This is a genomic window from Treponema putidum (genome assembly GCF_024401155.1).
Lineage (GTDB): Bacteria > Spirochaetota > Spirochaetia > Treponematales > Treponemataceae > Treponema_B > Treponema_B putidum.
Window position 1 is genome coordinate 1,594,729 of record NZ_CP038804.1, and the last position, 14,377, is coordinate 1,609,105.

The window sequence follows — 14,377 nt, forward strand, 5'->3', positions numbered from 1 at the left end:
ATTATAAGGCTTCTATTTTTTTACGACTAAGGCCTGTACCTTCAACTATTTTATCAATATCAACTCCGAGCCTTTTAAAAGACGCTGCCATTTCCAGCTTTGCTTGATATGAGCCTTCAGCTCGTCCTTCGGTTAATCCTATACTTTTTCCTTCGGCTCTGCCCTCAGCCAAGCCTTCTCTTCTAGCTTCACTGCGCTCATCTTCCACATACATCCGGTATTTTTCGTCAGAGAGTTCTATTGCCATTCGCCTCTCTTCATCAGTTACCCTAAAGAGTGTTGCTTCTGCCATTTTTATACCCTCCTCTAAGCTGCACAATTTTTCCAACATTCCGCTTTTTTTGTCTTCTTCATAGTTGGCTAAAAACCTTATCCAAAAGTCTTTTAAGTTATACTCTTCCAATCTCTTTTTCATAGTATAACCTATTAGCTCATTTAATTCAACATAAAGATATTGAATTATAGAGCTCTCAGGCATTTTTACCGGCTCTGCGTTTTTAGGAACATCGCAGCCGAAAACTGAAAGGCTTATAGCGTATAAAAAATCGTCTTCTTTAGGCTCAGTCTTTAAAAAGCGGGAAGCGAGGCGCATAAGGTACATTTGACTTCTGCGAGGATAGTTTGTTTTCCAAAACTGCTGCATTTCAAGGTCGACAAGAAGGCCGTTGTCGGTTCTAATCAAAAAATCGAGGCGGTAAGTTTCTCCCGAAGGCCTATCCCGAATAAGTTCGGTGTTTATGATTTCGGCCTTTGTGATTTTACCGTAAGAATCTTCTAAAAAAGCGTTTAAAAAGCTTATTAGGGCCTTGTTTCCTTCTTCTCCTTTTGAAAACATCAGCTTAAAAACCCAATCCGTTTTGGGGTTTAAAATAGGCTGTTCATTTGACATAATGTTTCTCCTTAGAATAGCAAATAAGTCTTGCCGTCCTACTATTATTATTCAAATTTTTTACAAGAGATAGTAAAATTCTATAAAAATTTTTCATTTGGCTAAAGATAAGACAAAAAAGTTTTATTCTTGCGGTTTAATATCCGCCGTTTCTCGGTAACGCTTGCATCGTGGGGTTGATTAAATACTTCGGTTTTTAGAGATACCCGTCACTCATACATTGAAGGTACTAAAAGATTGAAGAGCAAAATTTCTTGAGAACCGGTAATTGTAATTTCATACACACCGCGTTTTAATCTTTTAATAAAATTTACTTTTGAAAGATTTATGTTTTTTATGCAAAAGACATCGTCTATATAGATTTTTTTTCCTCCGTATTCCGGAAGAATTTGAATAAATCTTTTTTGAAAAACATCCTTATCTATTTTTTTGACCTGAAAAACCGGAATAGATAGGATTAGATTTTCCTTTTGAAATAACAATATGTTTACATCCAAATTCGCAGCAGAATATTTGCGTATCTCGGAAGCCTCATTTAAAAGGCTCCGAGCCTTATGCTTTAAGCACTGCTCTAAAAGGCCGCCTTTTTTATTTTCTAAAATAAGAGCTTTATGCTCAATAAAAAGAGATATTAAAAGATGGTTTGATTCTGAATTTGTTCCTAATGGCGAAAAAAATGGGATGGGCTTTTTTGCCAGCGCTTCTTCAGAAGCCGATTCCAAATATCCTTCGGCCTGAGTTTTATAAAACTCTTCGATAACCGCATTCGGGAGGATATTTTTTACGGCTTCAGAAAAAATTTGAGGGGATAAAATTGATGAACACAAAACGAAAAGATATGATAGATTCCCGTCGGTTTGAATGTAAGCATCGATTACCACTGCTTCGGCTTCTACACAGGCTAAGGAAATTCTCATACGCAATACGGCTCCTTGCTCACTCATAAAATTTTCTTGAACGGCAAAAAATTTTAAGCCGTAAAGAAATTCCTTACGCAAAAGTGAATTAGCTAAAACAGAGTAGTTGGAATTTTCATATTGTCTATATACAGAAACCATCAATACAGTTATCGGTCTTTTTTATAAAAAGCATTATTACTTAATTACCAAACGCATATAAAAAAACTGCGCCCTGCCCTAAGGCAAGACGCAGTCCTATAGTGAATAGCAGCGAATTCTCTTATACCGTTTTAATCTCGATCTGTTTAGGCTGAGTATCCGGTTTTCTCGGAATATTTACAACCAAAACACCGTTTTCAAATTTTGCAGAAACTTCATCGGCATTTATATCCTCAGGCAATGTAAACCGCCTCATAAAATGTCTTGAGCTTCGTTCCTTTATGATGTATTCTGCACTCTTATCTTCCTTTTCTTCCTTCTTAGAAGATGAGATTGTCATAAGCCTATCTTTTAAGCTAATTTCAACATCTTTTTCGCTATAACCCGGAAGATCTACTTCCATTACATAGGCTTTTTCCGTTTCGCGGATATCTACACTAGGCATTCCGCAGCTTGCATTCTTGATCGGAGCAAAAACTCCAAAATTGGGTCCCAAGCTCCTATCAAGGGCATCAAATACGCTGTCCGTAAAAGACGGACTAAAAAGACTTAAACTATTCATAAAGCACCTCCTGCTTATAAGTTTTTCTTTCAAACTCTTCACTTAAATACAAGCAATTTTTATGCCAAATTAAAACAAAAGGATAAAAAATTTATTAAATACCATAAGTCTATATTCAATATAGAGTTACACAATTATAAAAGAAATGTAAATTTATGTCTATTAAAAAATGATAGAGCTTAAAAGGGACAAAAAATACTATTGTGCCAAATTTTCATCTTAAATAGAGCTATTTTGACACAGCAGCCTCAGCATAGAGGTTCTCATAGGCCACTTTTGCTACAGCCTGCTCCGCTTCTTTTTTTGTTTTACCGGAAAGGGGGCCGTAACCCTTACCGTTTATTGAAACCGAGAACCAAAAGGTGCGGTCATGGTCTGGACCGCTCATCTTTTTAAGCTCATATTTCGGAACTGTTTTAAATTTCTTTTGTACAAATTCTTGAAGGAGGGATTTATAATCGCTTATAAATTTTTTTTCTAAAACCGAAGTGATAGTTTTTTCTAAAAGGTTAAGCACAAATTTTTGAGCCGTCTTAAAGCCGGAATCAAGGTAGTAAGCCCCTATGACAGCTTCAAGAGCATCGGCAAGAATAGCCTTTTTTTCCCGCCCGCCGGACATTTCTTCTCCCTTACCCAAAACCAAATATTTACTTATGTTTAGCTCATGAGCGGTTTTAGATAGAGCTTCTTCCGAAACAGCGGATGCCTTTATTTTTGCCAACTCCCCTTCAGGCCTATCTTGAAAGGATTTATAAAGATAAGAAGCCGCAATAAGCCCCAGTACGGAATCACCTAGAAATTCCAGTCTTTCGTTATTCGCGTGAAAACTATTATTTTCATTAGAAAAAGATCTGTGATGGAAAGCAAGATCCAGCAAGCGTAAATCTTTAAATTTCAATCCCGCTTGCTTTTGAAATTCAAGGAGCTCCTGCTTCCTTTTGGGCTCAAGACCGCATTTTATAGGAAACAAAGAACTCCTCCTAAAAACAAAACTTATTTTTGCTGCGTTTTGATAAATTCATAAGCATCTCGGACAGTTTCAAACTCATTTGCCTTTTCGTCCGGGATCTTAATACCCATATCCTCTTCGAGGGCATAAACGAGTTCATAGGTGTCAAGACTGTCGGCACCTAAGTCCTGCCGGAATGAAGAATCTAAAGTAACTTTATCTTCATCAATTTCCAACTTTGCTGCAATTAATTGCTGAATTTTTTTGAATAAATCATCCATAAAACCATCTCCTCTAGTCTAATTTATCGGGGTTAACAACCTGTTTGCCTTTATAAAACCCGCACTTGGGGCATACATGATGAGGCATAATCAAGTTACCGCATCCGGAACACTCAACAAGATTAGGCGCTTGTAAACGCATATTTATACCGCGTCGGCGTCTTGTTCTAGCCTTTGAAGTATTTGCTCTTGGTACAGCCATACTCAATCCTCCACTACAAAATATCTAAAATTAAAAAACGTATTTGCCGCACCTTTTTGCGGCTATTCACATAATTAAGTGCCTATTCTACACTAAAACCCGCAAAAAGTCAAGCCAAAATCCAAAATTGATTTCCGTGCAAAATTCCAAAATCCAGAGGATAAAATCCATAGGATAAATCCAAAGGATTGGTTTACACCAGATATTTTTTCATTATCCTTATTGCCATATCGGGTTCTTCGGTGGCCAAAAGCCCCATGGCCGATAAAATATACTCCTTATCAAGGAGGAACTGGGGATTTTTAGGTTTTAAGCTAAAAGGATCATCCTCACGGAATTTGCAAGCTTCCATAATTTCTTTATAATGGGAATTATAAACCAAAATACCGCCTGTCCCTATTACGTAACGCAGCTGGGTTAAATCCTTTCCTTCTTGCTGAAAACTGGCTCCGCAGCCGGTATAAACAGGAGTCAAAACTCCTACATGACGGCTCATAGAAACATCGGCACATACCTTGGCAACGGCACAATCAAAGGCCAAATCCTTTTCGTTTTCAGAAATAAAATCGGTGTGCTCATTCCGTTTTTTGACTTCTTCTTCAATATTGTACTTATATTCTTTTGGAAGATAGTGTCTAAGCCCGTGAGGCCCTTGCACCGAGGCTACGGTCGGAAGTGAGTAACGCATACCGAGGTCGCCTTCCACTGTGCGTTTTAAAAAGGCTTCAGGAAGACCGTACAAAAAGACAGAGCCTTGGGTCGGATCTCCTTCCGCAGCAGAATGAACATCGGTTGTAGCCCCGCCTATATCCAAGACAATAAGGTCTCCTAAACCCGCTTCATTGTCAGTACCCTCAGACAGGGTTTGGGCTGCCTTTAGGACGGCAGCAGGAGTCGGCATAAGGATATTATCTATATTGCTTTCGACATGGGTCATGCCCTTTGCATGCACGATATTATTCATAAAGATGCTGCGGATTGTTTCGCGGGCACTTTCAACATTGAGCTTGTTTATCTTCGGCATTACGTTTTCAGCCAGATGATAGTCTACCTTGTCTTTAAAGATTTCGATTATTTCATCTTCGGCACTCTTGTTGCCTGCAACTACAACAGGAACCTTAATACCGTAATCTGCAAGCATTTTTGCATTGTGTATTATACAGAGCGAATCGCCTCCATTGGTTCCGCCAGCTAAGAGGATTATATCCGCATTTGAGTTTACTATCTCCTCAGCTTCACCTTTGTTAAGATTGTGGCTGTAAGTGTGAATTACCTTGGCTCCCGCCCCCAGAGCAGCCCGTTTTGCCGCCTCGCTTGTAAGTTCAGGTACAAGGCCTATGGCTATAATCTTCAAGCCTCCTGCGGCCGAAGAACAAGCAAGGCTTTTTACTACCTTATAATCCGTTCCGGTTTTTTTGTGCAAGATTTCAAGGGCATTATTATAGCCGGTCATAACATCGGTTTCAACGGTAGTATAAGCTTTCGCCGTGCCGATTATGTCTTCTTTTTCGATATCCACAAGAGTTATCTTCGTGTTGGTACTTCCGAAGTCAACAAATAAATAGCAGTTCATTTTGAGTAAATTTTAAATTCAAGTTAAGTTCTATGCATGATCGGGAAAATCCGCATATAAATCTTTAATAGTCGTTTCAACCGGAGTTCCCGGAGGATAAACATGATCAAATCCCATATCGGTAAAACGTTTGTGAACATCGTCAAAATCCTGTTTACCTACAACTATGTTTCCGCCTACAAAAAGTTTAATACCCTTTAAGCCAGCTTCATCGCATTTTTCGCGCAAGCCCTTGCAGTCAAGCTCGCCTTGTCCGTAAAGGGAAGATACCAAAATCGCATCCGCATTCGTTTCAAGGGCTGCATTTATAAAGTCCTCTTGGGGACTTAAAACGCCTATGTTGTTTACCTCAAAACCGGCTTCAGTCAAAGAGTAATCCAAAATTTTATTACCGACAGCATGACAATCAGAGCCTATTACACCCAATACAAGTTTAATCTTTCTTGCCATATTCCGCCTCCTCAAATTCATCGTGTTTAAAATCAGTCTATTATTAAAAGAAAGATATGTCAAGTACGCTAAAAAGACAAAGAAGTACTTCTTGTAAAAAATATTAAAATTGAGTATATTACTCAAATATGCCGGAAACCACAGACTGGGAAACAAAAAAATTTGACGAACTATTTGATGACGAAATAAGGGTTTTAACAAGAAGACGGGAGCACGATAAAGACTGCTCGATAGATGATCTTCAAGGCACCCTAGAGGCTCTTTATGTACTTGAAGGAAACAATATTAACGGACGCAGCAAGGTTCATGAAATAGCCCTTTCAGCTTCAATATCAGCCTATGAAAAATTTATAGAGGACTGGAAAAATGAAAAAACTACAAAAAAATAATGGATTTATAATGTTCATAGGGTTATTTTTTACCTTAACTCTTCTTGGTTTTTCTTCATGTTCAATAAAAAAAATGGCCTATAATTCGGCAGCAAATGCCATGGCTCCCCTTCCCGAAAAAAAAATAAAGCCTGATCCCGATGCTCCGAATCCCATTACAGCCTTAACCGAAGAGGATGATATAGAACTCGTAGGAGAGGTTTTTCCAGTCATTTTGAAACTCTATGAGGGGATGCACATTGCAAACCCCGCACATAGGGGGCTTGCAATAATGACGGGCGAGCTTTACATAATGTATGCAAACGTATTTGTAGAAGGTCCTGCCAATTATCTTTCGGATGACGAATACGATAAAAAAGATGAGGCTTTTAATAGAGCAAAAAAGTTTTATAAAAGAGGATATAACAAAATCCTTTCGGCCCTCGATATAGCCTATCCCGGATTTACCGAAGCTATAAATTCCGATAATACGGAAAAAATAGAGGCAATGCTCAAAAATTGTAAACCCTATGATACGGAAGCCTTACATTGGGCAGGAGCCGGCATTTTGGCAGCCTTTTCCCTTGATCCCTTAGATATTCAAAGTTTACAAGCCGTTCAAGGGGCTAGGCTGATGCTTGAAAAAGTTTGCAGCCTTGATCCTGATTATTCTGAAGGAGCAGTGTGGGAAATTTTGGCTAAATTTTACGCCTCAGCACCGGACAGTCTGGGCGGAAATATTGAAAAGGCCGAGATAGCCTATAAAAATGCCCTTGAGCTAGCCGGAGGGAAAAGTCCTTCAATTTATGTAACCTATGCCCTCTCTTTTTGTGTACCTAGGCAGGACGGCAAGGGATTTGATGAAGCAATCGAAAAAGCCTTAGCAATCAATCCCGAATCGGATCCGGCTAATAAGCTGGCCATAAGCATTTCGCAAAGATATGCAAAATGGCTAAAAGAAAATAAGGAAATGTTTATATTGGGAGATATGGAATGAAGAAAAAATTATTGTTTGCTTTTTTTGTACTTGTAATGATTTCAGGCGTTTTTGCTCAACAGAAAATCGTTTTAAAGATTGCAAGCAGTGCTCCGGCAAGAACCCCTTGGGACATTGAATTAAAAAAACTAGCCCAAGAATGGAACAAAATAACAAAGGGTCTTGTAAGCGTTAGGTTTATGGATATGACAGTCCTTGGAGGAGAAAAGGCAGGCATTGTAAAGATGAAACCGCCCCGCCCGGGACAAAGACCTCAAATTGACGGGGCTATCTTAAGTCCGGTCGGCCTAAATGAGCTTGCACCGAATGCAAAAATTTTTACCCTGTCTCTTCCATTTTTAATACAAAATCAAGAAGAACTTGATTTTGTATTAAGTAAGTACGGATATGCCTTTGGAAATGAAATTCAAAAAAACGGGTGTAAACTTATAACATGGTCAAATGTTGGGTGGCTCTCATTTTATACAAAGGATTCCTATTCAAGCCTTGCTGAATTAAAAAAGATAAAAATGATATGCTCAAACGATACAAAAGACTTTGCAGATGTTCTAAAAATATCAGGCTTTAATGTATCACCCGTAGCTCCCGCAAAATTCAATCAAGAACTAAAAGCTGTGACAGGGGCAAGGAGTTTCACATCGATTTCAATTCTTGCTTATACACTGAGACTGCACAAAGACGTATCTTACATACTTGATGCCCGCTTATGTCCTATAATGGCAGGCTTCGTAATTGCCGACGAATCTTGGGCACTTATCCCTGATGAGTATAAACCGGCAATGCTGGAAGCAATGGATAAAACAACAAAAAAATTAAATGCAGCTCTTGAAGATATGGAAAAAGACTATGTAAAAAAAATGAGGCAGGACGGTTTAAAAATAATAAGTCTGAATCCTCAGCAAAGAAAGGAATGGACAAAAGAGTTCAACTCCGATATGCAACGGGTACAAAAAACTATTCCGGGTTTAATAAATGCTGAAATATATGAAAAGATTTCTGCAGAGCTTGAAGCATACCGCAAATAAGTATATTATTACAAAATGAGAAAGATAGTTAATGGTTTTATTCTAGCTCTTACGGCAGTGCTGGTTGTGCTGCCGTTTGTTATCCACATAACCGTAGGTTTTGGGAAAAATAGTTTAGAATCGGAAAGATTGATTGTTCAACTTGTGTTTGTATTTGCATGCCTTGCAGGTATTATAACAACAGCAGATAAAAAACAACTAAATATAGAAATTTTTACATCCAAATTCAATCAAAAAATTCAAAACATAATTTATAAGGTTCTTGCATGCATCAATATAGCAGTCCTTACAGCCGTATTTTTTTCGGTATTTCCAAACTATAATATGATTTCTTCCGAAGATCATGTTTTATATATCCCAATAAAAATTTTCTTTTCTGCACTCCCTCCAATGTACTTGGCAATGCTTGTATTGGAAATAAAAAGAAGCAAGAGTGTCTTCACAAGCATAGGCGGTATTTTATTGGGTTTTTTAATAAGTACGGGCTCTATTTTAGGGCTTTTAAATTTAATATTCGGTTCATGGTACCCTGAAATAAACAATTCAGGTATCGCATCTATTTTAAGCGGTATTTCCATATCCGTACAAAATTTTTCAGGAAATGTCATTTGGCTAATTGTTTTAGTGTTTACCGTTCTCAGCCTTTTCGGAATACCGCTTTACATTGCACTTTTAGGTTTAGCATATTTTGCGTTTATGACTACAGGAGGATATGTTGAAAGCATCCCCATGGAAACCTATAACATTTTAACGGATACCTCCATAGCGGCAATTCCTCTATTTACGGTTGCAGGCTACCTTTTGGCAGGCGGGAGTGCAGGAAAAAGGCTCTTGGACTTTGTAAAAAGCTCTGTCGGATGTATAAGGGGCGGTGTTGTAATTTCAGCAGTATTGGTCGCAACATTTTTTACAACCTTTACAGGAGCTTCAGGCGTAACAATATTGGCCCTGGGAGGAATTTTAAGCGTAATTTTGACCGGTTCGGGTTATACCGAAGATGATTCGGAAGCTCTTATAACAGCCTCCGGTTCTATAGGCCTTTTATTGCCTCCTAGTTTGGCCGTTATAGTTTATGGAGCAACTAATTTTATGACCGTAAACATATTTGACCTTTTTAAGGGTGCTGTCCTTCCGGGAGCACTCTTAGCCTTGTCGATGATGGCCATAGGAATCATAAAGGATAAAAACTCAAAAAGAATTAGGTTTTCAAAAGAGGCTCTTTTTAAAAGTTTTAAGGCGGGATTTTTCGAGCTTCTTCTTCCCATATTGATAGTAATTGTATATTTTGGAGGCTATTTCAGCCTGTTTGAAACCGCAGCCTTTACGGTTCTATATTCGTTTGTGCTTGAAGTTTTTATAAGAAAAGATTTTAGCGTAAAAAAAGCTTTTGACGTTATTTTGCAAAGTATACCGGTTGCAGGAGGAGTGCTCGTAATAATAGGAGCCGCAAAAGGGCTTGCCTTCTTTTTAGTCTATGCAGGTATCCCCCAAATGCTTTCGGAACTTGCAATTACTTTTGTCGGTTCAAAAGTTTTATTTCTGCTGCTATTAAACATTCTGCTGTTGATAGTAGGCTGTATTATGGACTTATACTCTGCCATATTGGTAGTTTCGCCCCTTATAATTCCTGTTGCTGAAAGTTTCGGTATACATCCTGTGCACATGGGAGTAATCTTTTTAACTAACCTAGCCCTCGGTTTTTTGACCCCGCCCATCGGAATGAATCTTTTTATAGCAAGCTACACCTTCAAAAAGCCGGTAATCAAAATAGTAAAAACCATACTGCCATATCTGGCTGTCCAATTTGTCATTTTGCTTTTAATTACATATATTCCATGGTTCAGTATGGTTTTTATCAAATAAGAACTTAAACTCGGCTTTTATCCTTTACTGCAATAATAGCACCTAGAATCATTAGGTGCCTTGAAAGCTGAGAAAGATAATTTAATACGGACATTGTACTTGTAAAGATATTACCGTTTATCGGGCCAATAATATCTATTAATACAATATTTACAATCCATAAAATCATAAAAACTATTAGAATTATACCGGTCAAGCGAATTTCGCCAGAAAAAAATTCTACAATCAAAAACACGCCTGCAATCAGTTCGGCTACTGCCAAGGTTATTATAATGACCGTTGTTATTGTCCGGCTTTTAAAAACAACATCCAAAAGAGATATAGCCTGTCCCAATTCCCCTGCAGAGGAGCGGATAAGCCCCAATATTCCCGCAACAATCAAAAAGAAAGCTAATGCAATCTGCAATACTACAAGACCTACAGTTCTTTTCATAAAAACCTCCATAATTTAAAATCAACGCCTTTTAAAATCAGCTCTTTTTATTGTATCGGAATAAGAATGCTCTTGCTGTAGAGATAAATTGAGTTTTAACTCATTGCTCTTTTTACCTCTGCCTCTATTATTCCTTTTGAAGGCTTAATTAAAATGCTTTCGCCATCTTTAACTTGAGAAAAGGAGCGGATAGTTTTTCCTGTTTGGGCATTACGGACAATGGAGTAGCCCCTGTCCAAAATAGTTTGAGGATTTGCCCCTTCCAAAATTTTGTTTAAAATTAAAAGCCTTTGCCTAAGTTCCTTACATTTTTCCTGCATGCCGGATAGAATTTCTTCCTTTGCATTATCAAATCTTGCAAGAAGGGGCTGCTGAATATTTCTAAACCTAAGCTCCAAGGAATCGGGCTTAAAATTATTAAGCATGAGCCTTATCCTTTCGATGCGGTTTTCAATATTTTGTGTAAGGTCTTCCCGATTTACGGCTATGGAGTACATAATATCATTTAAAATGGGAGCGGCCAGCTCTGCGGCGGCAGAAGGAGTGGGAGCCCTCATGTCGGCTGCAAAATCGGAGAGTGCCCAGTCTATTTCGTGACCTACCGCAGAAATAACAGGGGTTTTGCAGGCAGCTATTGCCCTGACAAGATCTTCATCCGAAAATGGAAGGAGGTCTTCCAAAGAGCCGCCTCCCCGCCCTATTATGATAACATCGCCTAATTTTTTATCATCGGCAATTTTTAGCTGCTTAATCAAGGCAGGGGCAGCCTCATCACCTTGAACGATTGCAGGAAGAACAACTATGTCAATTTTTTCGTTCCTTCTTTTTACTACATTTATAATATCCCGAACGGCGGCTCCCGTGGGGCTTGTAATTACGGCAATGCGTTTCGGGAAATAAGGCAAGGGCTTCTTTTTTTCGGAATCAAAAATGCCCTCTGAAGCAAGTTTTTTCTTGCGTTCTTCCAGCATTTTTAAGATATTTCCCTCGCCTGCGAGGCTCATAGCTTCTATGATAATTTGATAAGAACCGCGCTGCTCATATACCGAAATTGATCCTTCAGCTTTTACAGTCAGACCGTCTTTTGGTTCAAAGCCGAGGGAGCGGCTTTTTCCCTTAAACATAACAGCCTGAATTGAAGCCTTTTCATCTTTTAACGTAAAATAAAGATGCCCCGCTGCCGATGGCCGGAAGTTTGAAATTTCTCCTTCAATCGAAACATATCCGAAACCGGATTCCAAAAGCTCTTTTATCTGTAAAGTAATTTCATAGACGGAATAAGTTTGTGGCATCTTAATTTTTCCTCAAAGAAATTTCATTGACCTTTTTATAAAACTCTTCAAGCCTTTGAGAAATCATCCACGTATACATTTCTTCTTGAAGACCGGATAGAAGTTTTATTCCTTCGTCTATTGTCTTTATTGTCCAAATATTAAACTTACCTTCTTTTACGGCTTTTTGAACATCCTTAGATAAAAACAAGTTGTTTTTATTGCTGACCGGAATCATAACCCCTTGGGTGCCGGTAAAGCCCAATATTTTACACGTGTTAAAAAAGCCTTCTATTTTTTCGGTTATGCCTCCTACGGGCTGAACCATACCATGCTGGTTTAGACTGCCTGTAACGGCTATGTCCTGCCTCATCTCAAAACCGCCTATTGCAGAAATAAGAGCCAAGAATTCGGCACATGAGGCCGAATCTCCGTCAATGTAGCTGTAGGACTGCTCAAAACAAATACTGGCAGAAATTGAAAGAGGTATATCTTTCGAGAATTTTTCTCTCAAAAGCGAGGTTATTATAAGATGAGCTTTATCATAGATTTCTCCCGAAAGCCCGGCTTCTCTTTCTATATTGATAATGCCTCCCGTACCTGGCGAGGCTTGAGCCGTAACCGAAACGGGTACGCCGAAAGAATGATAGCCTCGCTCCTCTACAGCGAGACCGTTTATTTTTGCAAGTTTTGTACCGGAAACATCTATCAGAATTTCGCCCAACTGAACCATCTCGGCAAATTTTTCTTCCGGCAAGGCATGAAGATAGCGTCTCTTTTCGATTGTATCGTTTAATACGCCTGCACAAATGGTATCCTTTTTTTGCTGCTTTGCATTAAAATCGGCTTCGATTATAAGGTCGGAAATTTTAGTGAATTGAGCCGTAAGTAAATGGCGGGAGCCTGCAAGCTCCGAAGCATAGGAAATTAAGCGGCTGTATCCCGAATCATCAAAGTTAAGAGCTTTTTTTTCTTTACAAAGGTGTTCGGTCAAATGAATTAGGGAAGCGATATTTTTATCGTTTTTTTGCATGACAGAATCGAATTCCGCACAAACTTTAAAGAGTTTATAAAAGTCCGGATCTTCTTGATAAAGAATATCATAAGTGTATTCTCCTCCTATTATAATTATCTTAAAATTTGCAGGAAGAGCCTCAGGTTTAAAAACGCTTGGAGTATGGTTGCCCGAAGGAGGCATCTGTATTTCGATTTTTCCCGACTGCAAAACTCTTTTTAAATAAGACCATGAATCGTCTTCTTCAAGTAAATCGTGCAAACGCACTATAAGATAGCCGCCGAAGGCTCTGTGGACTGCACCCTCTCTTATGCGTAAATGTCCGTTAATTTCCGGAGCATCCGAATCGGAATGAGATTCTATCGTGCCGAATAAATTTGTAAAACTCGGCAGGTTCTCATTTATTACATAATTTTTATCCTTATTATTTTCACAAATAAGATTTATAAGGTAACGCCCGAAAAAATTTTTCTTTACCCTCGAAGATTTAAATTCGGAACTATAGATATTCATTCTGCTGATTAGATCGTCTTCGGCTTTTTTTAAAAATAGAAGTATTTTTTTATTATCTTCTATTTGTTTCGGGTTACCGGATTTTGTTTTGTAGGACTCAACTAACATCTTTAAAGGCTCGAGCGCTTCTTTAATTATCGGCATAATGGAATCTTTTTGATGCTTTATCAGCTTTTCATCCATTTCAATTCTTTTATCCCGTAGAATAGAAAAAAGCTCAGACATCTCATCGAGGGAAGCATAGTATTTTTCGCGCAAGGCCGCAAGTTCTTGTTCGCTGAATTTTTTTCGGGCAGCTTTGGATTGAAGCTCGCTAAAAGATATTTCTTTTCCCTTTATGATAGGAATTAAGTCTAAGGATTGATTGTTTTCATCCTTTATCTGCAATACCTTAAACCCAATATGAAGCATCTTGGATTCAAATTCCATCAAAAGAAGATTTTCTTCATTATCGGTTTTAGTAACGATTTTTTTCTGCTCGGCTAAAAAGACCTCAGACTTTAAGAGGGCAAGAGTTTGAGTATGAATCTTCCCCACGGCTTTTTTTATCTTTTTGCGGAACAGGTTCCCTTCACCTGGAGGAAAAAATAAAGCGATGGGCTCAATCGGGCGGCCGAAGTTGTAAGCATAGGCTATATCTTGAAGTTTTGTAGAATTTGGTTTATAATTCTGCAAGAGAGATGATATAACGGTTCTTCGGCCTGTTCCGGGCGCACCCATAACAAAGATGTTATAGCCTTCGCCCTCTATACCGAGACCCAGTTCTATTGCCTTAAGAGCACGGTTCTGACCAACTATAGTTGAGCCGGTTCCGTTATTTTTTAACTCCCTAATCTTAGATTCGGGAAAAGAAAATTCCAGTTCGTTGAGGTCTAATTTTTCTGCAGCACCGTCTGTCATATAAGCTCCTTAAATTGTATTTGTGAGG

The 14,377-nt window shown here is 38.5% G+C and carries 15 protein-coding genes; 4 read left to right on the top strand and 11 right to left on the bottom strand.

What is annotated here, in order from left to right; genetic code table 11:
* Position 1: 1 nt before the first annotated feature.
* From E4N74_RS07485 to glmS, 8 genes are all read right to left on the bottom strand, one after another.
* Positions 2 to 889 (bottom strand): PD-(D/E)XK nuclease family transposase, encoded by an 888-nt coding sequence (locus E4N74_RS07485; protein ID WP_255804828.1) that lies wholly within the window; start codon positions 887 to 889, stop codon positions 2 to 4.
* Between the two features lie 209 nt (positions 890 to 1,098).
* Positions 1,099 to 1,947, bottom strand: coding sequence for a hypothetical protein (locus tag E4N74_RS07490; RefSeq protein ID WP_044977353.1), 849 nt, complete (start codon positions 1,945 to 1,947; stop codon positions 1,099 to 1,101).
* A gap of 121 nt (positions 1,948 to 2,068) precedes the next feature.
* Positions 2,069 to 2,509 (bottom strand): Hsp20/alpha crystallin family protein, encoded by a 441-nt coding sequence (locus tag E4N74_RS07495; RefSeq protein WP_044977355.1) that lies wholly within the window; start codon positions 2,507 to 2,509, stop codon positions 2,069 to 2,071.
* A 229-nt stretch (positions 2,510 to 2,738) separates the two neighbouring features.
* Positions 2,739 to 3,479: a ribonuclease III gene (gene rnc / locus E4N74_RS07500; protein WP_145475332.1), complete on the bottom strand. Its 741-nt coding sequence runs from the start codon at positions 3,477 to 3,479 to the stop codon at positions 2,739 to 2,741.
* 23 nt (positions 3,480 to 3,502) lie between these two features.
* Positions 3,503 to 3,739 carry an acyl carrier protein gene (gene acpP, locus E4N74_RS07505; protein WP_044977357.1) on the bottom strand — a complete coding sequence of 79 codons (237 nt, stop codon included), beginning with the start codon at positions 3,737 to 3,739 and terminating at the stop codon, positions 3,503 to 3,505.
* Between the two features lie 13 nt (positions 3,740 to 3,752).
* Positions 3,753 to 3,941, bottom strand: a complete 189-nt coding sequence (gene rpmF / locus E4N74_RS07510; protein ID WP_044977360.1) for a 50S ribosomal protein L32 — start codon at positions 3,939 to 3,941, stop codon at positions 3,753 to 3,755.
* A gap of 193 nt (positions 3,942 to 4,134) precedes the next feature.
* Entirely contained in the window at positions 4,135 to 5,514 is a 1,380-nt protein-coding gene (gene glmL / locus E4N74_RS07515; protein WP_255817147.1) for a methylaspartate mutase accessory protein GlmL, read from the bottom strand.
* Between the two features lie 30 nt (positions 5,515 to 5,544).
* Positions 5,545 to 5,964, bottom strand: a complete 420-nt coding sequence (gene glmS, locus E4N74_RS07520) for a methylaspartate mutase subunit S (RefSeq protein ID WP_044977362.1) — start codon at positions 5,962 to 5,964, stop codon at positions 5,545 to 5,547.
* 128 nt (positions 5,965 to 6,092) lie between these two features.
* On the opposite strand from glmS, the gene E4N74_RS07525 reads away from it, so the two are divergent.
* From E4N74_RS07525 to E4N74_RS07540, 4 genes are read left to right on the top strand one after another with little or no spacing between them, the layout of a single operon-like run.
* Positions 6,093 to 6,353 carry a hypothetical protein gene (locus E4N74_RS07525; RefSeq protein WP_255817148.1) on the top strand — a complete coding sequence of 87 codons (261 nt, stop codon included), beginning with the start codon at positions 6,093 to 6,095 and terminating at the stop codon, positions 6,351 to 6,353.
* A 10-nt stretch (positions 6,354 to 6,363) separates the two neighbouring features.
* Positions 6,364 to 7,329 (top strand): TRAP transporter TatT component family protein, encoded by a 966-nt coding sequence (locus E4N74_RS07530; RefSeq protein ID WP_255819326.1) that lies wholly within the window; start codon positions 6,364 to 6,366, stop codon positions 7,327 to 7,329.
* A complete protein-coding gene (dctP, locus tag E4N74_RS07535; protein ID WP_044977365.1) occupies positions 7,326 to 8,354 on the top strand; it encodes a TRAP transporter substrate-binding protein DctP in 1,029 nt (342 codons plus the stop codon). The genes E4N74_RS07530 and dctP overlap by 4 nt, the downstream gene beginning before the upstream one ends.
* 15 nt (positions 8,355 to 8,369) lie before the next feature.
* On the top strand, positions 8,370 to 10,217 hold the full coding sequence (locus E4N74_RS07540) for a TRAP transporter large permease subunit (RefSeq protein ID WP_044977366.1): 1,848 nt from the start codon (positions 8,370 to 8,372) through the stop codon (positions 10,215 to 10,217).
* A gap of 4 nt (positions 10,218 to 10,221) precedes the next feature.
* Here the strand turns inward: E4N74_RS07540 and E4N74_RS07545 are convergent, their stop codons facing one another.
* The 3 genes from E4N74_RS07545 to E4N74_RS07555 all read right to left on the bottom strand — a co-directional run bounded on the left by E4N74_RS07545 (position 10,222) and on the right by E4N74_RS07555 (position 14,349).
* On the bottom strand, positions 10,222 to 10,650 hold the full coding sequence (locus tag E4N74_RS07545; protein WP_044977368.1) for a hypothetical protein: 429 nt from the start codon (positions 10,648 to 10,650) through the stop codon (positions 10,222 to 10,224).
* Positions 10,651 to 10,745: 95 nt separating this feature from the next.
* Positions 10,746 to 11,942, bottom strand: a complete 1,197-nt coding sequence (gene xseA / locus E4N74_RS07550) for an exodeoxyribonuclease VII large subunit (RefSeq protein WP_255817149.1) — start codon at positions 11,940 to 11,942, stop codon at positions 10,746 to 10,748.
* Between the two features lies 1 nt (position 11,943).
* Positions 11,944 to 14,349, bottom strand: a complete 2,406-nt coding sequence (locus tag E4N74_RS07555) for a Lon protease family protein (protein WP_255804831.1) — start codon at positions 14,347 to 14,349, stop codon at positions 11,944 to 11,946.
* Positions 14,350 to 14,377 lie beyond the last annotated feature (28 nt).